Source organism: Klebsiella sp. GW_Kp181, from assembly GCF_040062315.1.
Taxonomy (GTDB): Bacteria; Pseudomonadota; Gammaproteobacteria; order Enterobacterales; family Enterobacteriaceae; genus Klebsiella; species Klebsiella oxytoca.
The window spans coordinates 32,524-56,627 of the sequence record NZ_JBEAFR010000061.1 but is presented as its reverse complement, the minus strand read 5'-3'; the positions used below and the strand labels follow the sequence as shown (position 1 = coordinate 56,627).

Genomic DNA, 24,104 nt, shown 5'->3' with positions numbered 1-24,104 from the left:
ACACTCCTTTTAAACCGGGTCGAAAATTTTGAAGTCATTCCACGGCAGCGTTTTCCAGCGGCTGAAGGAGGCTTTCAGATAACAGGCCACCTCCTGCACATCGCGTCCGGCAACCGCCGTTGGCGTATCCATTAACGCCAGCCGTACCCGGCGGGCGCGGACGTAGGCGGTGGCGTAATCTTCCCACGAAGCAAAACAATCCTGCGCCCGCTGGGCGTTTAACAGGAGAACCAGCCAGGCCTGATTTTCGTCGCACCAGCCGAGCCCGGCGATACAGCGCGTCAGAAAGGCGGTGCGCATGCAGTCGAACGCCAGCGCGTCGCGAACCCGGCCCTGGGCCGCCAGGTGGTGGTAAAACGTGCGCGGCGAGCTGCCCATGCCCGCCGGCCAGCAGCGAAGGATCTCGGCGATCTGCTGGCGTAACGCCGCGCCGTCGAGGTGCTGATGCAAGCCCAGTTCTTTTTTTACCTGCTGCGTCAGGTGGCGGCGCTGGTCATCATCAAGTTTCAACGCCAGCTGTACGCCTTTTGTCGGCAGGCCATTGCGGTGCGAGAGGAGATCGGCTAAGGCCAGCGCCCACTGGCGTCTTCGGCTATCGCGGCGCAGATCGTTAAGATGGTCCTTTTCTTTTTCCTTGGCGATGCGGGCGGCAATCAGCTGTTTATTCTTTTTTTTGGCGCGTAAGCGCAGGTAATAAGCGGTGGTAAACAAGGCTATCAGCAGCATCAAGGACTCTCTCCGGTGTGTGGTCGGTAGCGCGTGGTTTGTAGCGTCAGGCTCTCAATTTCAAAAGGCTGGCTGCAGGTGTTTTTCCCGGCAAGCGTAGGGTGCCATTCATGCTGTGGGAACAGCATTTCCGCCGCGGTCGCCACGTTGGGATCGATCGTCTGAAGATAGCGCAACGCCTCCGGAGCGCTGTGCAGAAGCAGCCACTGTAGCGCCACCGGTGGGTGAGGGAAGTGCGCCATTAAATGAAAATTGTTATGCAGAACGTTGAGTAAAAAATCAAAATCAACCACATCGGTGATAAATTTCCAGCCAGCAAATTGCGGCGTCGCTTCATAGACGATCCCCATACCTTCACAATCGGCGTGGCGCTCGGGACGTGGTTGCAGATAATGTAATAAAGCCAAAACGTCGGCGGCATATTTTTTAACAGGATGCTGGTTCTGCTTACCTTTAATTTGATCGATACTCATGCTGTCATTATTTATCCTCAGGCTCAGGGTGACGTGGGGAATATTATTTTCGTCGCGCAGGCTCAGAAGGCGAAATGCGCCTTGTTCAATTTGCCGGGCGTAGTACTCGCCGTAGCCGCCGGAGAGTGACCCTTTATCCTCGAACTGGCCGACGCAGTGCTGCATATGCCAGGATTCATAGGCCATTTCACTACGCAAGGCCGGGCTGGCGGCATCGAAGGCGACCCACTGCCCAGCAGTGACCTTCATCAGCGGCTTAACGGCGTCGTCGCTGGAGGGGTACCAGCCTCGTTCGCGCAGGCGCTGCATTTTCTGGTGCTCGGCCTCGCGCATGTCCAGGACGGTGAAACAGTTAATGCGCTGAAGTTTGCTTTCCAGCCGCGTGCCTTCCAGCCGCGACAGGAACTCCAGTAACTCCCTTTCCGTCGCCAGCAGCTGCGGATGCTGTGGATTAAGATAGTAAAAGGCGCCGCCGCCGCCCAGCCCGGATATCAACCAAGCGGGGATCGCCTTCTCCGCGCCAAAGTAAACCGCATAATCGGCGGCGGAGCGTACAGGATAAACGTGGGGGAAATTACCGATAGCCCAGCGAAAAAAATGGTTGCTTAGCCAGCGTTGAATACTATTACCGTCGTCGCGCTGTTCGCTGCGAGAAATAATGGCCGATTTTACATCAGGAGCGTTAATTATATTTCGTGGACTATATTTTCTATGAATATTACTCATGGCATTCCTTGCGCAGTTGAATATTAGAGAATATCCGCCTGCAATATATCATGCCGGTGGCGTATTTCTTATTATTGCCGGTATTCTCAGATTATGACCCGAAGGGCGCAGTTTTTTCCTGAAGCGCCGCTGAGGGGCTTATTTGGGGGAGCGGATAACAGAAAATGCCAGCCCCGGCACTGAGCCGGGGCTGTGCGGTTACGCCAGGCGGCAGGCGTCGGCTTCCCAGCGATATCCAACGCCGTAAACGGCGCGGATAAACGACTGCTCGGCGTCCAGCGATTCCAGCTTGCGGCGCAGGTTCTTGATATGGCTGTCAATAGTGCGGTCGGTGACCACGCGGTAATCGTCGTACAGATGATTGAGCAGCTGTTCGCGGGAGAAGACTTTACCCGGTTCCTGAGAGAGGGTCTTCAGCAGCCGGAACTCGGCGGGCGTGAGGTCCAGCAGCTTGTTGCGCCAGGAAGCCTGGAAGCGGCCCTCGTCGACAATCAGCGGGCTTTCGGCATCCAGCGCCTGCAGATCGCGCTGCGGCTTGCAGCGGCGAAGAATGGTCTTCACGCGGGCCACCACTTCACGCGGGCTATAGGGCTTACAGATATAGTCATCGGCGCCGATTTCTAACCCCAGCAGGCGGTCGATCTCCTCGATTTTGGCGGTTACCATCACCACCGGAACCTCAGAGAAACGGCGGATTTCCCGGCACAGAGTGAGTCCGTCGGTACCGGGCAGCATCAGATCCAGCAGAATCAGATGCGGCGGCGTCTGGCGAACGTACGGTAGAACCCGATCGCCGTGATTGATCAGCGTCGGCGCATAACCCGCCGCCTGAAGATAATCGATCAGCAATTGGCCCAGTTTGGGCTCATCTTCCACGATAAGAATGCGCGGCGTGTTTTCATCAACAGGTAATTCAGTCATACGTCTCTCGATAAATTACGTTCCAGAGGTAACTCTACTTTAATGCTAACCCCGCCCAAAGGCGAATGGCCGGCACGTAAAGTGCCGCCGTGGGCAGCCACGATGTTAAGGCAAATCGCCAGCCCCAGACCAGAGCCGCCGCTGGCACGATTACGCGACCCTTCGGTACGATAAAAGCGCTCAACCAGCCGCTCCAGCTGTTCGTCGGTGACGCCGGGCGCGCTATCGGCAAAGTCGAGAATCAGCATCTGGCCGCTCTGGCGGGCGCTAATCTGCAGGCCGCCGCCGCTATCGGTATAGCGCAGGCTGTTTTCCAGCAGGTTGTTGAACAGCTGCATCAGGCGATCCCGGTCGCCGAAAATCGTCGCGCTTTCCGGCAGCGAAACGCCAATCGACAGTCCACGGCTGGCGAAGCGCTCGCGAAACGCGCCGGCGGCGACCTCCAGCAGATTAATAATATCCACCGAGCTTTTCTGGTAGGTGAGGGCGCCTTCATCGGACATGGAAAGCTGGTGCAAATCCTCGACCAGTTTGGTGAGGGTGGCGACCTCCGCCTGTAGGGAGGCGATGGAATCCGGGGTAAATTTCCTGATGCCATCCTGAATCGCCTCCAGCTCGCCGCGCAGCACCGCCAGCGGCGTGCGAAGTTCATGAGAAATATCGGCCATCAGGTCGCGGCGCATTTGCTGATTGCGTTCAAGGGTACTGGCTAGCTGGTTAAAATCTTTCGCCAGGCGCCCCAGTTCATCGCTGCTGGTGGCGGTGACCCGGGTGGAGAAATCGCCGGCCGCCAGACGATGAGTCCCCTCAACCAGCCGTTTAACCGGGGCGAGCAGACCGCGCGCCAGCGGGAAGGTGGCCAGCGCCGCCAGCAGCGTAGCGAGGGCGACAATCAGCCAGCTGGTGCGTTTCTGCTGACGGTCGAAGTTGATATCGGTGTTGCGCGTCAGGCGCTCAACCGGCGAGGCAATGACCGCGCCAACCTCGACGCCGTTAACCATAATGCTGCGCCGGGTGCCGTCTGTCGGGACGCGCTCGCGCGGGCCCACCAGTACGCGCCCTTTCTGATCGACCACCCAGAACATCGTGCGCCAGCCGTGCGGAGGCATATCAGGACCGGGACCGCGATCGCCACGATCGCCGCGCGGGCCCTCAAGGGGGCGGTCCGGCGCGGCATCCGGCGGCATCTCTCCGGGGCCGGGGCCCGGACGCGGTTCGTCCATCGGACCCATACCGCGACCCGGCGGCGAGCGATCGTCATTGTCGCGCTCAAAGGTTTTCAGCAGCTGGAAAATAAAGCGGTCGTTGTTGCGCAGGAACTTCCAGCTGCCGTGCTGGGCATACTGTTCGCTCAGGGCATCGCCGAGCATGGTCAGGCGCTGTTCGTTGCCGCGCTTGATATAGTCGATAAAGCCGCGTTCAAAACTGATACGCACCGCCCAGTGCATGCTGATTAGCAGCACGATGCAGGTGGCAAGAATCGCGATAAACAGCTTGCCGGTAATGCCGGGACGCCAGAACTTCAAGACTCACTCCTTTTACGGCGACGAATCACGGTATTGATCGTGGTGTCGTCCGGTACGCGGGAAAAAATGAGTGCCGGCAGCGCAATAACCACCGCCATGCTTAAGTAGGTATAAAGAAACACCTGATGAGCGGTCGCCGCATCGACGCCGATATGCTGCTGGCCGTAGAGACCGAGTAGCATCCCGGCGATAGTGACGCCGATACTCATCGACAGCTGCATGACCATCGATAGCATGCTGTTGCCGCTGCTGGCCAGATCGTCGGGCAGGTCCTTCAGGGTCAGGGTATTCATTGAGGAGAAGCGGCTGGAGTTAATCATTCCCTGCAGAAACAGGACCACCGGCAGCAGCCAGTACCAGCCCGCGAGCGCGACGGCCATAAATAGCAGGCTGACCAGCGCGAGGCCGATCGTTGAAGCCACCAGCACCCGGCGATAGCCGAAGCGGTTGACCACCTGAACCACAATACGCTTCATTCCCATGCTGCCAAGCACCATCGGGATCATCATCAGCCCGGCGTGGAACGGCGAAAAGCCGAGGCCAATCTGTAAAAACACCGGGGTCATGAACGGCAGCATGCCGCTGCCGATGCGCCCGGCGAAGCTGCCGCTAAGGCCGAGAGAAAAGGTGCGGTTGTTGAACAGCTTCAGGCTGAACAGCGCGTTGCGGTTGCCGCGCGCGTGCCACAGATAGCACAGAATTGACGCCGCGCCGATGGCCACCAGCGCCGTCAGCCACAGGGGGGAGATTCCGAGCCCCTTTTTGCCGTCGAGCGCCAGGGTGAGCGTCGCCATGCCGGCGGCCAGCAAAATAAAGCCGAGGATATCAAAGCGCCGGGTTTGCAGAGTGTAGTTGGGCATCAGCCACAGCGTGGCGATGGCACCGATGATGCCAACCGGAATATTGATCAGAAAGATCCAGTGCCAGGAGGCGTACTCCACCAGCATCCCGCCGAGCGCCGGGCCGAGCAGCGGCCCCACCTGGCCGGGCAGGGTGACGAAGGTCATCGCCGCCATATATTGACTGCGCGGGACAATTTTCATTACCGTCAGGCGGCCTACGGGAACCATCATTGCGCCGCCGACGCCCTGCAGCACCCGGGCCAGAATCAGCTGATCGAGCGTGGCGGCCTGCGCGCAGAACAGGGAGCCGGCGGTGAACAGCACGATGGCGCTAAAAAAGATATTTCTTACCCCGACACGATCCGCCAGCCAGCCGCTGGCGGGCAGCATCACCGCCACCGTCAGCACGTAGGAGACGATAACCATATGCATATGCAGCGGGCTCTCCCCAAGACTTTGCGCCATGGAGGGGAGGGCGGTGTTAACGATGGTAGTATCCAGCGCCTGCATAAAAAAGCCAAAGGCCACTATCCACAGCTGCCAGCGTACGCTGGAAGGAAGATCTGTCATGTTATTCGCTTACCGGTTGATGGACTTTTCGCGAAAAACGCAGCCGCAGACGGTCGAAGAACAGATAGACCACCGGCGTGGTATACAGGGTCAACAGCTGACTCATTACCAGACCGCCGACAATGGTGATCCCCAAGGGCTGGCGCAGCTCGGCGCCATCGCCGCCAGAGATAACCAGCGGCAGCGCGCCGAACAGCGCCGCCAGGGTGGTCATCATTATCGGCCGGAAGCGCAGCAGACAGGCCTGGAAGATTGCCTCTTCCGGCGGCAGGTTGCCGTTGCGCTGCGCTTCCAGGGCAAAGTCGACCATCATGATGGCGTTTTTCTTCACAATGCCAATTAATAGCATAATCCCGATAAGCGCGATTAGGCTGAACGGGGCATCGAAAAGCTCCAGCGCCAGCAGCGCGCCGACGCCCGCGGACGGAATAGTCGACAGAATGGTTAGCGGATGAACGTAGCTCTCATAGAGGATCCCCAGCACGATATAGACCGTGGCGATAGCCGCCAGAATCAGGATCACCTGCGAGTTCATGGTCTCCTGGAACACCTGCGCGGTCCCGGCGAACGACCCGCGGACGCTGGACGGCACGCCAAGCTGGGTCATCGCCCGGTTAATGGCGTCGCTGGCTTCTGACAGCGATTTGCCGGTAGGCAGGTTAAACGACACGGTCGATGCCGCCGACAGCCCCTGATGGTTCACCGACAGCGGGGCGTTGGCCGGCTGCCATTTGGCGAAATAGGATAGCGGGATCGGCTTGTCTTCGCTGTTGATCACAAACATTTTATCGAGGGCGCTGACGTCCTGGGTGTAGACCGGGTCGACCTGCATCACCACTTTATACTGGTTCAGCGGCTGGTAGATGGTTGAGATCTGCCGCTGACCGAAGGCGTTATTCAGCAGATTATTGGCATCCTGCACGCTGATGCCGAGTCGCGACATGGTATCGCGGTCGTAGATCAGGTCCATCTCGGCGCCGTTATTCTGGCTGTCGGAGTTGACGTCCGCCAGCTCCGGCAGCGCCGCCAGCGTTTTGCGGATTTTGGGTTCCCACTCCCGCAGCGCCGCAAGGTCGTCCGACAGCAGCGTGTACTGGTAGCTGGCGTTGGCCTGACGGCCGCCGACGCGGATATCCTGTACCGCCATCAGGAACAGGTTGGCCCCCGGCTCTTTGGCCAGCTTCTTCCGCAGCCGATCGATAATCTGCTGCGCCGTTTCATGGCGCTCATCGCGCGACTTCAGGGTGATAAACATCATCCCGCTGTTGACCCGCGAGCCGCCGGTAAAACCGGTGACGTTGTCCACCGCCGGATCTTCACGAATGATCTTCATAAAGTCCTCCAGCTTGCCGCGCATCGCCTGGAACGAGATGCTCTGATCGGCCTGGATCCCGCCCATCAGCACCCCGGTGTCCTGCTCCGGGAAGAAGGTTTTGGGAATCGAAATATAGAGCCAAACGCTCAGCGCGATGGTGCCAGACAGCACCAGGCCGGTTAAGCGGCTATGCTTCAGTACCCACTTCAGCGACTTACCGTATCCGCCCTGAATCGCCACCAGCAGGCGGCCAACACCGCGCTTGCGCGTCGGCTCGTGCGGCTTGCCGCTTTTCAGCAGCCAGCCGCACATCATCGGCGTCAGGGTCAGGGAGACCGCCAGCGAGATGCCGATCGCCACCGACAGAGTAACGGCGAATTCGCGCAGTAGCCTTCCCGGCAGGCCGCCCATCAGCAGCAGCGGCAGGAATACCGCCACCAGCGACAGGCTCATCGACAGAACGGTAAAGCCGACTTCCCGGCTCCCCTGCAGCGCCGCCTGCAGCGGCTTCATGCCCGCTTCGAGATGGCGGGAAATGTTTTCCAGCACCACGATGGCGTCATCAACCACGAAGCCGGTAGCGATGGTCAGCGCCATCAGCGACAGGTTGTTAAGGCTGAAGCCGCACAGGTACATGGCGGCGAAGGTGCCGATCAGCGAAACCGGAACCGCCACCGCCGGGATCAGCGTTGCGCGCCCCGAGCGGAGGAAGAGGAAGACCACGAGGATCACCAGCGCCACCGAGATCACCAGCGTTTGCTCGACTTCCTCCAGCGAGGCGCGGATGGTCGGCGAACGGTCCTGGGCGATTTGCAGATCGACAGAGGCCGGGATGGTGCGCTGTAGCTCCGGTAGACGGGCGCGAATGCTGTCCACCGTTTCAATGATATTAGCCTCCGGCAGCTTACGGATCATCAGCAAAATCGCCGGTTTGGCGTTAGTCATCCCGGCGTTGCGCACGTCCTGCACCGAATCGGTGACGTTGGCGACGTCGCCGAGGCGCACCGCCGCGCCGTTGTTGTAGTGCACGATCAGCGGCTGGTATTCGGCAGCGGTTTTCAGCTCGTCGTTGGTCGCCACCTGCCAGCGGTGGGTGGCATCTTCCAGCGCCCCCTGCGGTTTACGCACGTTGGCGTTGCTGATGGCGGTGCGCACCGCGTCGAGCGACACGCCCTGGTTAAACAGCGCCTGTGGGTTGAGGTCGACGCGCACCGCGGGCAGCGAGCTGCCGCCGACGTCGACGTCGCCGACGCCGTCAATCTGGGCAATGGTCTGCGCCAGTTGGGTTGAGGCGAAGTCGTACAGCTCACCCTGGGACCAGGTATCCGAGGTGAGGGTGAGGATCATGATCGGCGCGTCTGACGGGTTGGCTTTGCGATAGGTCGGACGGCTCGGCATACCGCTCGGCAGCAGGCTTTGCGCGGCGTTAATCGCCGCCTGCACATCGCGGGCCGCGCCGTTGATATCGCGGTCAAAGTTGAACTCAAGAATGATGCGCGTACTGCCGAGCGAGCTGGAGGAGGTCATCTCATTGACCCCGGCAATCCGCCCCAAAGAGCGCTCCAGCGGCGTCGCCACCGAAGAGGCCATGGTCTCCGGCGACGCGCCGGGCAGCGAGGCGCTGACCATGATAACCGGGAAGTCCACCTGCGGCAGCGGCGCTACCGGCAGCAGGCGAAAACCGAGGATGCCGCAGAGAGTAATGGCGAGCGAAATCAGAATCGTCGCCACCGGACGGTAAATGAAGAGCGCGAAAAACTTCACCTACGCCTCCTCTTCACGCCGCGGAAATCGGCTCTTCATATACAGCGACAGTCGGTCGAACAGCAGATAGATCACCGGGGTAGTGAACAGGGTCAGCACCTGGCTGAGCATCAGACCGCCGACCATGCCAATCCCCAGCGGACGGCGCAGCTCCGCGCCGACGCCGGTGCTGAGCATCAGCGGCAGCGCGCCGAGCAGGGCGGCGAGGGTGGTCATCAGGATGGGACGAAAGCGCAGCAGACAGGCCTGGTAGATAGCCTCGCGCGGCGGCATGCCCTGTTCGCGTTCGGCGGCCAGCGCGAAGTCGATCATCATGATGGCGTTTTTCTTGACGATGCCGATCAGCAGTATGATGCCGATAATCGCGATAACGTCCAGTTCGCTCCCCGCCAGCCACAGCGCCAGCAGCGCGCCCACGCCCGCCGTCGGCAGGGTGGAGAGAATCGTTATCGGGTGAATAAAGCTTTCATACAGTACCCCGAGGACGATATACATCGCCACTACCGCAGCGACCACCAGCCAGACGGTGCTGCCCAGCGCCGACTGGAAAGCCAGAGAGCTGCCCTGGAACTGGGTGCGGATATCGCTCGGGAATTCCAGCGCCTGTTCGGCGCCAAGGATGGCATCGACCGCATCGCCCAGCGAATAGTTATCCGGCACGTTAAACGAGATGGTGGTGACCGGGAACTGATCGAGATGGTTTATGGATAGCGGGGCAAAACGCTCCTCGACGCTGGCGATGGATTTCAGCGGCACAATCCCACCGTCGCTGCTGGTCAGGCGAATATTATCCAGCGCCGCCAGCCCCGGCGTGGCCTGGGTATCATGCTCCAGCACCACGCGGTACTGATTCGCCTGGGTATAGATGGTGGAGATTAAACGCTGGCCGAAGGCGTTATACAGCGCATTATCGACGTCCGCCATGCTGATGCCGAGGCGGCTGGCGCTATCGCGGTCAACGTTGATATACGCCGCCAGGCCCTTGTCCTGCCAGTCGCTGCTGACGTCGGAGAGCTGCGGCAGCGCCTGCAGCCGGGTCAGCAGCTGTGGCACCCAGTTGCTGAGCGCATCCAGCGAGTTCGCCTGCAGGGTGAACTGGTACTGAGTGCGGCTGACGGTGGTGTCAATGGTCAGATCCTGCGTGGGCTGAAGGTAAAGCTCAATGCCGGGAATCCCGCTCACCGCGTTCTGCAGGCGGCCGATCACCGTCTGCACGCGATCGTCGCGCTCGTCCAGCGGCTTAAGGTTGATTTGCAGGCGGGCGCTGTTGAGCGCCGGGTTAGTGCCGTCAACCCCGACGTAGGAGGTCAGGCTTTCCACCGCCGGATCTTTGAGTATCGCCGCCGACACCTGCTGCTGGCGCTCGGCCATGTTGGCGAACGACGCCGACTGCGGCGCTTGCAGCGTACCCTGAATAATGCCGTTGTCCTGAATCGGGAAAAAGCCCTTCGGAATAAACACCCATAGCATAATCGACAGTACCAGGGTACCGAGGGCCACGCTCAGTGTCAGCCAGGGATGATTCAATACCCGGCTCAGCCAGCGGCCATAGACGGCGATCACCCGCTCAAAGAAACGCTCGCTGGCGCGCGAGAAGCGGTTCTGCTTGCGCAGCGACTCGTGGCTCAGCATGCGGGCGCACATCATCGGCGTCAGGGTCAGCGACACCACCGCGGAGATCAGGATCGCCACCGCCAGGGTAATGGCAAACTCGCGGAACAGGCGGCCCACGATATCGCCCATAAACAGCAGCGGGATCAGCACCGCAATCAGCGAGAAGGTCAACGAGATAATGGTAAAGCCAATCTCTCCGGCCCCTTTCAGGGCGGCGGCCAGCGGCTTTTCGCCTTTCTCGATATAGCGCGAGATGTTTTCGATCACCACGATGGCGTCATCGACCACAAAGCCGGTGGCGATGGTCAGGGCCATCAGCGTCAGGTTGTTAATCGAGAAATCGAGAAACACCATTACCGCAAAGGTGCCGACCAGCGATAGCGGCACGGCGATGCCGGGAATAATCGTCGCCGGGACGTTGCGCAGAAAGACGTAAATAATCATCACCACCAGGGCGATAGCCAGCATCAGCTCGAACTGGGTGTCGCTAACCGACGCCCGGATGTTGGTAGTGCGGTCGGAAAGCACCTGTACTTTGACTGATTTCGGCAGGCTTTCGGTCAGCTGCGGCAGCATCTGGCGGATGCTGTCGGCGGTAGAGATAATATTGGCCCCCGGCTGGCGCTGGACGTTCATGACGATCGCCCGCTGATTGTTCGCCCATGCCCCAAGCCAGCTGTTTTCCGCGCCCTGTTCCACGGTGGCGACGTCGCCGAGGCGAATCGGTGCGCCGTTCTGCCAGGCGATAATCAGGCGGCGATAATCTTCTGCCGACTGCATCTGATCGTTGGCGGAGAGGGTCACCGCCCGCGCCGGGCCGTCAAGGCTCCCTTTCGCCGAGTTGACGTTGGCGCTGGTTATCGCGGTGCGCACCGTTTCGCTGGTCAGCCCGAGCGCGGCGATGGCCTGGGCGTTGAGCTTGACGCGTACCGCCGGGCGCTGGCCGCCCGCGAGGGTGACCAGCCCGACGCCGGAAACCTGGGAGATCTTCTGCGCCACGCGGGTCTCGACCATATCCTCGACCTGGGTCATCGGCACGGCGGAAGAGGTGACCGCGAGGGTCATAATCGGCGGATCGGCGGGGTTAACTTTGCTGTAGACCGGCGGGTTAGGCAGGTCAGAAGGCAGCAGGTTGGTGGCAGCGTTGATGGCCGCCTGTACTTCCTGTTCCGCGACGTCCAGCGGCAGCGTGAGCTGGAACTGGAGCGTGACCACTGACGCGCCGCCGGAGCTCTGGGAGGACATCTGCTTGAGGCCGGACATCTGGCCAAACTGGCGCTCCAGCGGGGCCGTCACGGATGAGGTCATCACGTCCGGGCTGGCGCCGGGATAGAGGGTTACCACCTGAATCGTCGGGTAGTCCACTTCCGGCAGCGCCGAAACCGGTAAGAATCGATAGCCGATAATCCCGGCCAGCATGATGGCCACCATTAACAGCGTCGTGGCGACCGGGCGCATGATAAACAGACGGGAAGGGCCGCCCGTACTGCTCGGCGGTAACACTTGCATCAGGAGCGCGCTCCTTTTTTACCGTATTCGCGGCTGGTGGCTTTTTCCGGCTCGGCGGCGGTTGCCGCATCGTGGGCTTCGACGACCTCAACTTTTGCGCCTTCCGTCAGACGATCGATCCCGTCAGTGACCACGCGATCGCCGGCGGAGAGACCGGCGTTGATCACCACTTTAAGACTGTCCTGAATACCCGGCGTGACGGTGTGCTTGCTGACCTTATTCTCGTCGTTCAGTACCCAGACGAAATGACCTTCGTTACCCATTTGCAGCGCGGCGGTTGGGATCACTACCGCGTTTTGCTCGGTATCGACCAGCATACGGGCGTTGACGAATTGATTGGGGAACAGGGCGTCATCAAGGTTTGTAAAGCGCGCTTTCAGCTTGATGGTGCCGGTGGTGGCGTCAATCTGGTTATCGAGGCTCAGCAGCGAGCCTTCGCTGATTTTCTGTTTATTGGTGCGGTCCCAGGCTTCGACCGCCAGCTTTTTCCCCGCCTTTTGCGCCTGTATGACGGTGGCGATTTGGTTTTCCGGCAGCGTAAAGACCACATCAATAGGGTGGGTTTGCGTCAGCACCACAATGCCGGTGGTGTCGCCGCTGGAGATCTGGTTGCCGATATCCACCTGTTTTAAGCCGACCCGGCCGTCAATCGGCGCGGTGATGCGGCTCCAGTTCAGCTGGAGCTGGGCGCTGGCGACAGCGGCTTCGTCCGCCTTAATCGTGCCCTGGGTTTCGCTGACCAGCGACTGCTGGGTATCCAGCTCCTGGCGCGACACCAGGTTGGTTTTCACCAGCTGCTGGTAGCGTGCCAGATCGCGGCGGGCGTTGGCGAGGGTCGCCCGATCTTTGGCCAGTTGCCCCTCGGCCTGGGCGAGGGCGACTTTAAACTGGCTGGGATCGATTTCCGCGAGCAGATCGCCCGCTTTGACCTGCTGGCCTTCGGTAAAGTGGATCGCCAGAAGCTGGCCGTCGACGCGGCTGCGCACGGTGACGGTATTCGCCGCCGTCACGGTGCCGAGGCCGGAAAGGTAGCGCGGCACCGCTTCGCTGGTTGCGGTTGCCGCCTGTACCGGCGCGAGGGCGGCGCCAAAACGACCGGGCCGTCCGCCTCCGGGGCCCTGCTGACGCGCGCCTGTCGCCGTCGGCGCGCCGCTATTTGCCGCTTCGCGACCCTGCCAGAACCAGTACGCGGCGCCCGCGACGATCGCTACCACCAGCACGGCTGCCCAACGGCTTTTATTGCTACCTTTCATTAATTTGCTATCTCATCCTGAAACGTTTCACGGAATGATACTAGTTTAGTCAGCGAACGCCGCTTAAAAATGGAGGAATTATGAAAAGACTGTCCAGAAACGTCTGGAAAAAACGCTTTTCCTTGAGCCGATTACGATGAATAGTTAGGCGAAAAATTCGCTTAACGATTTTGCTTAGCCGGGCGAGGAACCCGGTGAATTATCGCCGGTCATTCGCTGTTTCTTAAGGGTCACAGCGGAATGCGTCGCAGCCAGGCTGATATACAGCGTGAATAAGCGGCCCCGGGGCGTGATTCAGCCTGATTGGCAGGCGCATCTGTTTAATAATCAAATTCACTCAAGATTTTGCTTTAAGCAATGCGACCACTATCAGAGGGTTCTTTATGCATTTTACCCAAGCTATCGCCCGTCTACCGGCCGCCACCTGCGGCGCAGGACAAACTACCGCCCAACTGGGCGCGCCGGATATCGCCGCCACCACGCGCCAGTTTCTCGCCTATGTAGAGACCCTTCTGCAGCTCGGCCTGAAGGTCACCGTGCTTCCTGCCGCGGCGGAATATCCCGATGCGCACTTTGTTGAAGATACCGCGGTGGTCATGCCGGAACTGGCGGTGATTACTCATCCGGGCGCGCCGAGCCGTCAGGGCGAAGTCGATACCATTGCGCCGGTGCTGGCGGGGTTTCGTCCACTGGTGCAGATGAGCGAAAGCGGACATATGGACGGCGGCGACGTGCTGCTGGTGGGCAAACGATTTTTTATCGGCCTGACGGCGCGTACCGATGAGCAGGGGATCCGCGAATTTGCCGCCGCCGTTGAGCCGCACGGCTACACGGTGACGGCGATTGAAGTGAGCGCCGGTCTGCATCTGAAATCGATCGTCAACTATGTGGGCCGCAATACGCTGCTGCTGACGGAAGGCTACGTTAACCATCCGGCGTTTAGCGGCTTCAACCGTATCGTGATCCCGGAGGAAGAGGCCTACGCCGGAAATACGCTGTGGATCAACGATACCTTAATTACGCCGCAGGGCTACCCCTGTACCCTGGGCGAAATCAGCAAGCTGGGAATGCCTGTCGTGCAGCTCGACACCAGCGAATTTAAGAAAATGGATGGCGGCCTGACCTGCCTCTCACTGCGTTTTTAATTTTTGCGCCGACACCGGGGAGATCGAAATGAAACTACGCCTTGCCGCACTACTGGCCTGCATGGCGCTCAGCGCGCCGCTGGCCGCCCAGCAGTTTGATACCATTAGCTTTGGCGTCGATGGCGGCTATCCGCCGTTTGACGTACTGGCCCCCAGCGGTGAAATTACCGGTTTTGATATTGATATCGCCAACGCGCTGTGCACCCAGCTAAAAGCCAAATGCGTTTTCGTTAAGCAGCCGTTCGAAAGCATGATTGCCGCTCTCAACGCGCATAAATTCGATGCCATTATCGCTTCGCTCAATATGACCGATGCGCGTAAAAAGGAAGTGGACTTCACCGACCGCTACTACCGCAGCGCAGCGCAGCTGGTGGCGCGCAAAGGTAGCCCGCTGCTGCCTGAGGTCGCCAGCCTGAAAGGCAAGACCGTCGGCGTCCAGACCGGTTCCACCCATGAAGCGTTTGCGAAGGCTAACTGGGCCAACCACGGCGTGAAGATCGTCAGCTACGCGAATCAGGATAACGTCTACCTCGACCTGCTCTCCGGACGCATTGACGCCGCTTTGCAGGATAATATCCAGGCGGCGACCGGCTTTATTGATACCCCGCGCGGGCAGAAATTCGCTTTTGCCGGTCCGGTCATTCAGGACGGCGGTATCTCTTCCGATGTGGGGATTGCGGTCAATAAAGATAATCCGGCGCTGCGGGATGCCCTGAACAGCGCTATCAAGGCTATTCGCGCCGATGGCACCTACGACGCTATCCAGAAAAAATACTTTAGCTTTGATATTTATGGCAAATAAGCCGTGAAGGCGAGGGCGCAGGCGCTGGCTTGCGCCCCTTTACGGCACCCGTGGAAGGCTGAACATGGTCGCAGACTATTTACCCTTACTGTTACGCGGCGCGGCGCTTTCGCTGTGCGTGATGCTCTGCTCATTGCTGGTCGCGCTGCTGCTGGGCCTGATCAACTCGCTGGTTAAACTCTTTGGCCCGCCGTGGCTGCGCCTGTTTTCCACCGCCTACACCACCCTGGTACGCGGTATTCCCGAGCTGGTGATTATGCTACTGCTGTTTTTCGGCGGCGAGATGCTGGTTAACCTGCTGCTGGCAGCGGTGGGGCTGGGGCCGGTGCGCTTCAATACCTTTTTTTCCGGCGTGCTGGCGATTGGCTTTGTGTTCGGCGCCTATTACACCGAGACCTTTCGCGGCGCATTTCTGACCGTCGATCGCGGGCAAACCGAAGCCGCGCAGGCCTACGGAATGCGCCCGTGGACGGTATTTCGCCGGGTGATGCTGCCGCAGATGCTGAGCTTCGCGATTCCCGGGATCAATAATAACTGGCTGGGGCTGATGAAAGCGTCGGCGCTGGTGTCGATCCTGGGCCTGGAGGACATGGTATGGCTGGCCGAGCAGGCCGGGCGCGCTACGCAAAAACCGTTCCTCTTCTATTTCCTGGTTTCCCTGATTTATATGGTCATTACCGCGCTCTCCAGCTGGTTGTTTAGCCGCCTGGCGAAGCGTTATGCGCTGCGTTCTTCCACGGCGGGGGCCGCGCTATGAATCTGCAAACCTTTCTCGATGCGATCCCGAGCTTTATCTGGAGCGACGGCAACGGCGCCGCCAGCGGGCTGGCGATAACGGCGGAGCTGTTTTTGCTCTCCATCGTTCCGGGGATGACGCTGGCGATTGCGTTGGCGGTGGGGCAGGTGTACGGCCCGCGCGCGCTGGCGCTGCCCATCCGTGGTTTTACGTATTTTTTCCGCAGCACGCCGCTCTATCTGCAACTGATGCTGATTTACTACGGCCTGTCGCAGTTCGATATCGTGCAGACGGGTTGGATGAACGAGCAGCCGTTTTGGCTGCTGTTTCGCGATGCGACTTTCTGCGCCACGCTGGCGCTGGTGCTGAACACCTCCGCTTACGTTGCGGAGCTGCTGGCGGGGATGATGCTGACCTTTCCCCGTCAGGAGTGGGTTGCCGGAGAAGCCTATGGGATGGGGAAATGGCAGATTATTCGTCGTCTGGTGCTGCCCGCGACGCTCAGACGCGGGATCCCGGCGCTGAATAATGAAATGGTCTTTTTGCTCCACGCCACCTCGCTGGCCAGCACGGTAACCCTGCTGGATATTACCGGCGTGGCCCGCGCGTTCTACGCCATGACCTGGTCGCCGTTTATTCCGTTTCTGATGGCCGCGGCGCTCTATCTCCTGTGCACCTTTCTGCTGATTTTCGCCTTTTCCCGCGCCGAACGGCGCTGGCTGGCGTTTATCCGCCGCGGCTAATCAGGAGCGCTTAATCGCCTGGAGTTCGGTCAGGGTAACGATTTTATCAACGTGAAACTTTTTACTGGTCAGCCAGCTATCCGCCAGCTGGCAATAGTGCGCCATGCTGCGACAGCCGATGCGTACCAGAAAGTCGAAGCTGCCGCTTACCAGCCAGCAGTCCAGCACTTCGGGCGTCTGGCGCATCTCCTGTTCAAACACCGGCTGCGAGCGGCCGTGGTCGGCCAGGGCGATTTGCGCCTGCACCACAAACGCATGCTCCGGCTCGGGCAGTTCGATAATGGCGCTGTAGCCGCGAATGATGCCGTCACGCTCGAGGCCGCGCACGCGTTCCAGACATGGACGCGCGGTGAGATTTACCTGCTCCGAGAGCTTCTGATAAGAAATGCGGCCATCCCGGCGCAGGATTTCAAGGATCTTATGATCGATACGGTCAAGCCGGGTTTTCTTTTCCACAGATGGGACGTCCAATGAAAATTAAACACGATACATTACCTCAACATGCGCTCGGTGGGCAGCGACAATTAAGCCATTTTCATTTCGGCGCGCCCGGCGCCGGCGAGAAAGTCTATCTGCAGGCGGGGCTGCACGCCGATGAAATTCCGGGCATGCTGGTTCTGCATTATCTTAAAAGATTACTCAGCCAGGCGGAACGACGGGGCGAGCTGCGCGGTGAAATTATTATGGTGCCGGTAGCCAATCCGCCGGGGCTGGCTCAGCTGCTGCTTAACAGCGGCATTGGCCGTTTCGATCTGGCGAGCGGGCGCAATTTCAACCGCGACTTTCCCGATCTGGCGGCGCTGGCGCAGCCCTGGCTACCCGCGGAATCGCCCGCTACGCGCGCCGAATATCTCCAGCAGGTGCGCGATGCCATGCAGAAGGCGCTGGCGGCGCTTCCCGTGGCAAGCGAGGTTCAGGCCCTGCGTCAACATCTGCTGAGCCTCGCCTGCGATGCCGATCTGGTGCTCGATCTCCATTGCGATGACCAGGCGATTTTGCACCTTTACGCCGATCCGGCCTGGCAACGCGAGGCGAACGTACTGGCGGCTTTTCTCGGTATTGGCGCCGTGCTGCTGTCCCAGGAGAGCGGGGGCAACTCGTTTGATGAGGCCTGCGGCCTGCCGTGGCAGAGTTTGAGCGCGCTAAACCCGGCGTGGGGCCCGCAGCAGCCCGGCTGTATGGCGGTGACCGTGGAGCTGCGCGGCCAGCACGAGGTGAATCACGCTACCGCCTGCGACGACGCCGAACGTATTTACCGTTATCTGCAGTACCGCGGCGTGCTGGCGGGCGACAAGCCTGCGGTGCCGCAGCAGGAAACGGTGATGCTGCCGTTTGCTGCCGGAGAGATTGTCACCGCGCCGGCGACCGGCATCCTGGTGCCGCTAAAACAGCCGGGCGAATGGGTCAGCGCCGACGATGTCGTCGCGGAAATCATCGACCCGCTGACCGATATGGTCAAAGCGGTGCGGCCGACATCGGGCGGGCTGATTTATGCCAGCCGGCGGGCGCCGTTTGTCACGCTGGGGGCGGAAATAATGAAAATCGCCGGCGAGCAGCCATTCAGCGGCGGCGGCGGGCTGGCGATGTAAGCGGACAGCATCCCTGAGCGTATTTTTGCCCGCCGTCGGCCGTGGCGGAATGAACTTGCTTGATGCACGTCAACGAGCACATCAACTTTTACTATAAAAACTAAAAAAAGAGTTGTAACCCCGTCTGCTTTTATTCAATTTATGTGATGAATGTTTGGTGTGCTCCAATAAATAAAATATATGCACATTGATAACAACACGTTAAATAAATCAGGGGTTAATTTTTGTGGCAAGTGCAAACAAACTCACGCTGTTCATCGTTATCTTTATGCTGTTGGGGATCCTCTCCGGCGCGGCCATTCACGCATACGCCGCGCAAACGACCATAACCGCATGGTCTGAAAATATTACGCTGCTGACCGACGTGTTCCTGCGCCTGATTAAAATGGTGATTGCGCCATTAGTCTTCAGTACGCTCACCGTCGGCATTATGCGGCTTGGCGAAACGGCTACCATTGGGCGGGTCGGCGGTAAAGCCATGGTGTGGTTTGTTACCTCTTCGATTCTCTCCATTCTGGTTGGGCTGGTGATTGTTACCCTTGAGCACCCCGGCGCCGGGTTGAATCTGGCAATTCCGAAAGAGTCGGTCGATACCGGCCTGGCGGTGAGCGGGATGAGCCTGAAAGGCTTTCTGACGCATACTATTCCGACCAGCATTACCGAAGCGATGGCCAACAACGAAATTCTGCAAATTGTGGTGTTCTCGATGTTCTTCGGCATTGCCGGAGCGTCGCTGGGGGAGAAATTCAACGCTCCGCTGGTGGCGGCCCTGAACGTGGTTTCCCATATTATGCTGAAGGTCACCGGGTACGTGATGTACGTGGCACCGCTGGCGATTTTTGCCGCCATCTCTTCGGTTATCGCCTCGCAGGGGCTGGGGATCCTGCTTAACTATGCTTCGTTCATCGGCGGTTACTACGTTGCAGTGCTGCTGACCAGCATGGTGCTGCTGGCGGTGGGATATATGGTGCTGAAAAAAGAGGTTTTTCGCCTGCTTAATATGCTGAAAGATCCGGTACTGGTGGCGTTTACCACCAGCAGCTCAGAAGCTGCCTATCCGAAGACCCTTGAGCGCCTCGTGGAGTTCGGCTGCTCGCGTAATATCGCGTCGTTCGTGCTGCCCATCGGCTACTCCTTTAACCTCGTCGGCTCGATGGTGTACTGCTCGTTTGCCGCGATGTTTATCGCTCAGGCCTACAATATTCATCTGAGCTTTAGCGAGATCACCGTGATGATGCTGACCCTGATGCTGGCATCAAAGGGAATTGCCGGGGTGCCGCGCTCGGCGCTGGTGGTGCTGGCCGCGACCATCCCCAGCTTCAATATTCCGGTGGCGGGTATTTTGCTGCTGATGGGTATTGACCATTTTCTCGATATGGGGCGTTCCGCGATTAACGTGCTGGGGAATGGGATCGCGACGGCGATGCTGTCAAAAAATGAAGGTCTGTTGCAGGAAGAGGTCGCGGAAGAAGAAGCCGCGGCTCAGCAGGTCGAGGCCTGATCGTCGTGCGCCCTCTCTGACGGGGGCGCGCTTCGTCATAAAAAAGAGGCCCCTAACAGGCACGCAAGGGGCAATGTGACGAAGTAACAGATTCCTCGATAAAGACGTTTTTCTTATGGCTAAAAACACGCTACGGTATTTTCATATCAAGGAACCGGATCATGTTACTGCTGCGCGTAACACCAGAGTAGATATTTTTCATCTCACTGATATTTTTTCGGATTCCCGACCCTTACAAGCCGTCAAATTCCTAATTTTATCGCGCATAGTGTTACTCAGTTCCGGCATATTCGCGGGTTTACCAGCGCTCTTTTAACAAATTAATAAACTGGAAAAAGTCATAATGGTTATTGAGGCGATATTTTTCCATGATTTTACTTTTGTGCCAGGTGATGGTTTTGGGCGTGACTTTGTGCAGGGCGGAGATTTTACTGATATCAAAGCCATGAATAATTCCGGAGGCGACGGCAACCTGCGATTTTGACAGCATTTTGTGCGGGCAGTTGCTGCAGACTATCGCCGAGTCGGCCCGCCGGGCCAGAACCAGACCTTCGCACTTTCTTAGCTCCTGGGCAAGGATGGCCAACATCCTGTCAATATTAACTAATTTTATCGACACGAAAATAACCCCTTTCAGGCAGTTAACAATCAGTTCCTGCTCCGGGAGCTGGTCGTAGCTGTGCAGTATAATAACTGAGCTATCTGATTTGCGATTTTTTAGACTGGTATTACACAGGTAGATTTCACCGGGGAGAACCTCGGCGATAATAATATCCTTATCAAAAAAATCATTTTTCTTATACGAAAAGCTGACGTGCAGATGACCGTCGCGGCGGGTGAGCTCATTGACCATGGAAGCCAGCGATTGCCGCAGAAAAGTGTTGCTGGTATTGATTGCGATGTTTATTTTTTTCATGGCGCTAGTTCCCTGTAAATCAACATAACGCCATGTAGCGATCAATCCTCCGGGCGTATGCGGTGATTGTTACTGTGCAGATAATTTATTATTGGTGTCGCCTGAGTTATTTTCTGCGCGAAGAGTGCTTGGCTGAAAACGGAAATTTCTGTTTTCTCCTGTCGCGGATATATGAAATAAGGCTATATACCGAAACGCAGAGGCAAAATATGCACAGTAATAAGGCTAACCATGTTTGCATGGCCATGATGGATATCCTTTAATTAAATTTTCAGGTGTTAAAAATGTACATCCCAGGCACGAGAATATTTTTATTCTCTTCTTTAAACCGTGCCGGCACAGGCGAACGGACAGCGTACAGCGGGCGGCCAGCGTTCAGGCTGTGCTGAATCTGGCCACAGCCGGTTAGCCTGAGGACGCTTTGAATCGGTACGCTCCCGATGCCATGTCAATGTAAGAAAATTCTTAATATGCTGTCAGTCTCATTTCTCTCATTCCTCTCAAAAACTGAAAAAAAGTGATCAAGAGGCGGAGAAATGAAAAGCTATCCGCCATGACGCCGCCGCAAAGATGCAATGCCTGGTGAGGCCGGGTCGGCAAATATCAGGAAAGAAACGCCAGACCTTTGCCAAAAATAGCGCGAATCGGCAGGGCCATGCCCTGAAGGCGGGCCTTGTGGCGCAAGCGGCTGACGACGACATCGATCCGGTGCAGTTCCGGTTCGCCTTTATCGGTGAACAGAGAGGCGTGCAGGTCAACTTTGCTGCACACTTCATTGCGGTTGCGCATTAACAGTTCCAGCAGACGGTACTCCTGCTGCGTTAGCGGCAGGATCAGCCCCGATGGCGCAATCAACTGTTCGCTTTGTAATATCCAGGTGGAAGAGGCTGACCGTTCCGCTGATATCGTCGGCGCGGTGGGCTGGGGCGCGGATTGCTGGCGGAGACGGGCGCCAAGCGCGTGAATGCTCTCCGCGAGGTCGGAAAAGTTGACCGGCTTGATGAGATACAGGTCGGCGCCGGCGTTCAGCGCCTGCAGGCGATCCTGCTCATGGCCTCTGGCGGTGATGACGACCAGTCCGAAATGGCCAATTTCATGCAGATAATCCAGCACGCTAAATCCGTCTTCTCCCGGTAAACCGATGTCGATGAGCACGATATCAACCGGATCGCGATGCAGCTGCCGCCAGAAGGCTTCAGCGCTGCGCACGCCCCATGCATCGAAGCCGCGATGGCGTAAAAAGGCCAGCAGTTCGTCGAGTAAATCAGCGCTATCTTCAACGATAGCGACGCGTAATGTCATGATTTGTCCTTCTGCTGTCCATCCAGCGGCAGTGTGAGCGCAAATTCGCACCCGTCAGCGGTATTTTTCGCCAGGCACAGCTCCCCCCCGTGGGCCTGTATAATTTGTCGGGCGACGTACAGACCCAGGCCGGTGCCGGCTGGCGTGGTCGTATGGGTTTCGCCGCGTCGATAGCGCTCAAAAATATGCTCAACCTGTTCAGGCGCAATGCCGGGGCCGCGATCGCCAATACGTATTTCAAACCCTTTTTGCAGGCGATAAATCTCGATTCTTATTTCACCTGATGCCGAATATTTGACTGAATTATCGAGCAGATTAGCGATCGCAATACACAGCAGCCCGCTATCAATAAACAGCACCGGCGAAGGCGATTGCGGCCCGACAGTTTGCCCTTCGCAGATGACATGTAAATAATGATTCAGCGACAGATCCACTACCGTGGCGGCGATATAGATAACCGGCAGCAGCTCCGCATTCTGCCTGTCGGCGTGCAGGTCTCTGGAGGAAAGCCGGGCATCGGCGAGGCAATTATCGGTGAGCTGCACCAGGCGGGTGGTCGCTCGCTGCATACGATCGAGGCGCGCGCTCTGCGTGGACACAGTGGGGCACAGGCGCAGATTTTCCAGCGCCGCCTCGAGGATGGCCAGCGGCGTTCTGAACTCATGCGCCACCATCCCCATAAACTGGCGCTGGTGGAAGCTGGCCTCGCGTTCAATTTGTAACTCTCTCGCCAGCTGCTGCTTGCGCATCAGGGTACGGTTTTCCGCCCGCACCCGCAGTACGGCGATGATCAGGACGGTGACGATATGGATGATCAGCGCATACTGCCAGGTGGAATAAACCCTGTTATGAAACGGAATCACGCCGTGTACCGAGAGCAGGGCCAGCCCGGCTGACACCACGTAAACCGGCGGCAGCAGCCCGAGCAGCAGCGTATTCATATCAACCGCTTTACGCCGCCACAGCATCCATGAGGTGATCAATAGCACCGGGGAGGCGATAAAAAATATCCCCGCTTCAATTTGCATTGCCCGGCCGTAAAATCCCAGCGGGATGCTGATTTGCAGCGCAATGTTTAAGCCGATCGCCGCCAGCAGCAGTTGATGCAGCCGCGGCATGTTCTTCTTCAGATCGAAGACCTCGCTATGCAGCCACAGCGCGGTGGCATAGCTTACCAGCGACAGGCAGCTAATCATGTAATCCTGAACCGGCAGAAGGGCGTCGCCGAATAACCATTCCGGGTAGCCATGCAGGGCCGCGACGAGCGGATAGTTCAGCGAAAACAGGCAGATCCCCCACAGCAGACGTCGGCGCAGCGCAACGGCAAGCCACAGGGCGATGCCGCTGGCAATGACCGCCAGACCGAAATAGAAACTCCAGAAAGCGGTATCGAGGGTGGCCGAACGGACGAATTCCTGCGGCGATGAGAGCGTCGCCAGCAGGATCAGGGTGCTGCTGCTCTGCAGACGGAAGACCATCTCGTAGCCTGCCGCCGTGGGCGGGGGCGCTAAAATCAGCACGCTTTCACGGTAGTCGAGGTCGCTATCGCGGGCTGGGGCATGGTCGCCAAACTCTTTTTGTTTCCACGGACTATCGCTGCCGTAGGGGCGATAATAAACGGTTAAACGATCGATAAACGGTGGGCCAAGCTGCAGCCAGCGCTGCTCGCCGGAAAAATAAGCCGCCGGGAGTGACGTGCGCAGCCAGAAAGTTTTTTTTGAATACCCAAACGACGGGATCAGCGACGCTGTTTTTAGCGCCTCTTGCGGTAGCGCATGAAAGGCGTCGAGGGACATCTGGCCGCTGGCGTCGGCGTACCAGTCAACGGGAATATCGATACCCAGCTGACGGACTTCCGCGCGCGCCGGCGTACACATCTGCAGGGCCATAAGGATGCTGCACCATGCCCAGAAATGCGGTCCACGGTGCCTGCGAAGAACATCAAAAAAAGCGCACAAACGATTCAATTACGCCCCCTTGCGGCATGGACTAATCAATCCGTACGGTATAAACGCGCCGGGGCTCTGCGGCTGGCACAGACAACTCTCCGGAATCCGGGAAATAAAATTACAGGGCTGGACAACGCAGCATTCTGCTGGTGCCGCAGATATTATTCCAGCGTTATCTGCAA

General features: G+C 58.5%; 19 protein-coding genes. 6 read left to right on the top strand and 13 right to left on the bottom strand.

The features are described from left to right. Positions 1 to 9: 9 nt before the first annotated feature. The 8 genes from ABLV11_RS15210 to ABLV11_RS15175 all read right to left on the bottom strand — a co-directional run bounded on the left by ABLV11_RS15210 (position 10) and on the right by ABLV11_RS15175 (position 13,239). Complete coding sequence (locus ABLV11_RS15210) at positions 10 to 726, bottom strand: DUF1266 domain-containing protein (protein WP_126489731.1); 717 nt, start codon at positions 724 to 726, stop codon at positions 10 to 12. Next, entirely contained in the window at positions 726 to 1,925 is a 1,200-nt protein-coding gene (locus ABLV11_RS15205) for a PcfJ domain-containing protein (RefSeq protein WP_105890521.1), read from the bottom strand. The genes ABLV11_RS15210 and ABLV11_RS15205 overlap by 1 nt, the downstream gene beginning before the upstream one ends. Positions 1,926 to 2,123: 198 nt before the next feature. Continuing rightward, a complete protein-coding gene (baeR, locus tag ABLV11_RS15200; RefSeq protein WP_004103744.1) occupies positions 2,124 to 2,846 on the bottom strand; it encodes a two-component system response regulator BaeR in 723 nt (240 codons plus the stop codon). Continuing rightward, positions 2,843 to 4,372 (bottom strand): two-component system sensor histidine kinase BaeS, encoded by a 1,530-nt coding sequence (gene baeS / locus ABLV11_RS15195; protein WP_023321301.1) that lies wholly within the window; start codon positions 4,370 to 4,372, stop codon positions 2,843 to 2,845. The genes baeR and baeS overlap by 4 nt, the downstream gene beginning before the upstream one ends. Beyond that, on the bottom strand, positions 4,369 to 5,784 hold the full coding sequence (locus tag ABLV11_RS15190; protein WP_126489327.1) for an MFS transporter: 1,416 nt from the start codon (positions 5,782 to 5,784) through the stop codon (positions 4,369 to 4,371). The genes baeS and ABLV11_RS15190 overlap by 4 nt, the downstream gene beginning before the upstream one ends. A gap of 1 nt (position 5,785) precedes the next feature. Continuing rightward, entirely contained in the window at positions 5,786 to 8,863 is a 3,078-nt protein-coding gene (mdtC, locus tag ABLV11_RS15185; protein WP_049592949.1) for a multidrug efflux RND transporter permease subunit MdtC, read from the bottom strand. Then, a complete protein-coding gene (locus tag ABLV11_RS15180) occupies positions 8,864 to 11,986 on the bottom strand; it encodes an MdtB/MuxB family multidrug efflux RND transporter permease subunit (RefSeq protein ID WP_004103737.1) in 3,123 nt (1,040 codons plus the stop codon). Then, entirely contained in the window at positions 11,986 to 13,239 is a 1,254-nt protein-coding gene (locus tag ABLV11_RS15175; RefSeq protein ID WP_032745151.1) for an MdtA/MuxA family multidrug efflux RND transporter periplasmic adaptor subunit, read from the bottom strand. Before ABLV11_RS15175 ends, ABLV11_RS15180 begins: the two co-directional genes overlap by 1 nt. A gap of 383 nt (positions 13,240 to 13,622) precedes the next feature. Between ABLV11_RS15175 and ABLV11_RS15170 the strand changes: the two genes are divergently transcribed. From ABLV11_RS15170 to ABLV11_RS15155, 4 genes are all read left to right on the top strand, one after another. Then, on the top strand, positions 13,623 to 14,384 hold the full coding sequence (locus ABLV11_RS15170; RefSeq protein ID WP_053065039.1) for an amidinotransferase: 762 nt from the start codon (positions 13,623 to 13,625) through the stop codon (positions 14,382 to 14,384). Positions 14,385 to 14,412: 28 nt separating this feature from the next. Then, positions 14,413 to 15,186 carry an ABC transporter substrate-binding protein gene (locus tag ABLV11_RS15165; RefSeq protein ID WP_064372572.1) on the top strand — a complete coding sequence of 258 codons (774 nt, stop codon included), beginning with the start codon at positions 14,413 to 14,415 and terminating at the stop codon, positions 15,184 to 15,186. A gap of 64 nt (positions 15,187 to 15,250) precedes the next feature. Further along, the gene (locus ABLV11_RS15160) at positions 15,251 to 15,943 is read left to right on the top strand and encodes an ABC transporter permease subunit (protein ID WP_004103729.1); all 693 of its coding nucleotides are present in this window, start codon (positions 15,251 to 15,253) and stop codon (positions 15,941 to 15,943) included. Further along, positions 15,940 to 16,665 carry an ABC transporter permease subunit gene (locus ABLV11_RS15155; RefSeq protein ID WP_049592953.1) on the top strand — a complete coding sequence of 242 codons (726 nt, stop codon included), beginning with the start codon at positions 15,940 to 15,942 and terminating at the stop codon, positions 16,663 to 16,665. Before ABLV11_RS15160 ends, ABLV11_RS15155 begins: the two co-directional genes overlap by 4 nt. On the opposite strand, the gene ABLV11_RS15150 is transcribed toward ABLV11_RS15155, so the two are convergent. Beyond that, positions 16,666 to 17,121: an Lrp/AsnC family transcriptional regulator gene (locus tag ABLV11_RS15150; RefSeq protein WP_004103726.1), complete on the bottom strand. Its 456-nt coding sequence runs from the start codon at positions 17,119 to 17,121 to the stop codon at positions 16,666 to 16,668. A 14-nt stretch (positions 17,122 to 17,135) separates the two neighbouring features. On the opposite strand from ABLV11_RS15150, the gene ABLV11_RS15145 reads away from it, so the two are divergent. Continuing rightward, positions 17,136 to 18,254 carry a succinylglutamate desuccinylase/aspartoacylase family protein gene (locus ABLV11_RS15145; protein WP_126489326.1) on the top strand — a complete coding sequence of 373 codons (1,119 nt, stop codon included), beginning with the start codon at positions 17,136 to 17,138 and terminating at the stop codon, positions 18,252 to 18,254. 226 nt (positions 18,255 to 18,480) lie between these two features. After that, a complete protein-coding gene (locus ABLV11_RS15140) occupies positions 18,481 to 19,755 on the top strand; it encodes a dicarboxylate/amino acid:cation symporter (RefSeq protein WP_004113990.1) in 1,275 nt (424 codons plus the stop codon). A gap of 298 nt (positions 19,756 to 20,053) precedes the next feature. Here ABLV11_RS15140 and ABLV11_RS15135 read toward each other — a convergent pair whose 3' ends face one another. From ABLV11_RS15135 to ABLV11_RS15120, 4 genes are all read right to left on the bottom strand, one after another. Further along, complete coding sequence (locus tag ABLV11_RS15135; RefSeq protein WP_004103721.1) at positions 20,054 to 20,671, bottom strand: positive transcription regulator; 618 nt, start codon at positions 20,669 to 20,671, stop codon at positions 20,054 to 20,056. A 106-nt stretch (positions 20,672 to 20,777) separates the two neighbouring features. Continuing rightward, entirely contained in the window at positions 20,778 to 20,918 is a 141-nt protein-coding gene (locus ABLV11_RS15130) for a small membrane protein (protein ID WP_004200439.1), read from the bottom strand. Positions 20,919 to 21,274: 356 nt separating this feature from the next. Beyond that, positions 21,275 to 21,973: a response regulator transcription factor gene (locus ABLV11_RS15125; protein ID WP_032745146.1), complete on the bottom strand. Its 699-nt coding sequence runs from the start codon at positions 21,971 to 21,973 to the stop codon at positions 21,275 to 21,277. Next, positions 21,970 to 23,862, bottom strand: coding sequence for a sensor histidine kinase (locus ABLV11_RS15120; RefSeq protein ID WP_126489325.1), 1,893 nt, complete (start codon positions 23,860 to 23,862; stop codon positions 21,970 to 21,972). Before ABLV11_RS15120 ends, ABLV11_RS15125 begins: the two co-directional genes overlap by 4 nt. Between the last annotated feature and the right edge of the window lie 242 nt (positions 23,863 to 24,104).

Bases quoted from the DNA above. Each gene is read 5' to 3' on its own strand.
- ABLV11_RS15210 (WP_126489731.1), bottom strand. From the start codon at position 726: ATGCTGCTGATAGCCTTGTTTACCACCGCTTATTACCTGCGCTTACGC.
- ABLV11_RS15205 (WP_105890521.1), bottom strand. From the start codon at position 1,925: ATGAGTAATATTCATAGAAAATATAGTCCACGAAATATAATTAACGCT.
- baeR (WP_004103744.1), bottom strand. From the start codon at position 2,846: ATGACTGAATTACCTGTTGATGAAAACACGCCGCGCATTCTTATCGTG.
- ABLV11_RS15190 (WP_126489327.1), bottom strand. From the start codon at position 5,784: ATGACAGATCTTCCTTCCAGCGTACGCTGGCAGCTGTGGATAGTGGCC.
- ABLV11_RS15180 (WP_004103737.1), bottom strand. From the start codon at position 11,986: ATGCAAGTGTTACCGCCGAGCAGTACGGGCGGCCCTTCCCGTCTGTTT.
- ABLV11_RS15175 (WP_032745151.1), bottom strand. From the start codon at position 13,239: ATGAAAGGTAGCAATAAAAGCCGTTGGGCAGCCGTGCTGGTGGTAGCG.
- ABLV11_RS15170 (WP_053065039.1), top strand. From the start codon at position 13,623: ATGCATTTTACCCAAGCTATCGCCCGTCTACCGGCCGCCACCTGCGGC.
- ABLV11_RS15165 (WP_064372572.1), top strand. From the start codon at position 14,413: ATGAAACTACGCCTTGCCGCACTACTGGCCTGCATGGCGCTCAGCGCG.
- ABLV11_RS15160 (WP_004103729.1), top strand. From the start codon at position 15,251: ATGGTCGCAGACTATTTACCCTTACTGTTACGCGGCGCGGCGCTTTCG.
- ABLV11_RS15155 (WP_049592953.1), top strand. From the start codon at position 15,940: ATGAATCTGCAAACCTTTCTCGATGCGATCCCGAGCTTTATCTGGAGC.
- ABLV11_RS15145 (WP_126489326.1), top strand. From the start codon at position 17,136: ATGAAAATTAAACACGATACATTACCTCAACATGCGCTCGGTGGGCAG.
- ABLV11_RS15135 (WP_004103721.1), bottom strand. From the start codon at position 20,671: ATGAAAAAAATAAACATCGCAATCAATACCAGCAACACTTTTCTGCGG.
- ABLV11_RS15130 (WP_004200439.1), bottom strand. From the start codon at position 20,918: ATGGCCATGCAAACATGGTTAGCCTTATTACTGTGCATATTTTGCCTC.
- ABLV11_RS15125 (WP_032745146.1), bottom strand. From the start codon at position 21,973: ATGACATTACGCGTCGCTATCGTTGAAGATAGCGCTGATTTACTCGAC.
- ABLV11_RS15120 (WP_126489325.1), bottom strand. From the start codon at position 23,862: ATGGCCCTGCAGATGTGTACGCCGGCGCGCGCGGAAGTCCGTCAGCTG.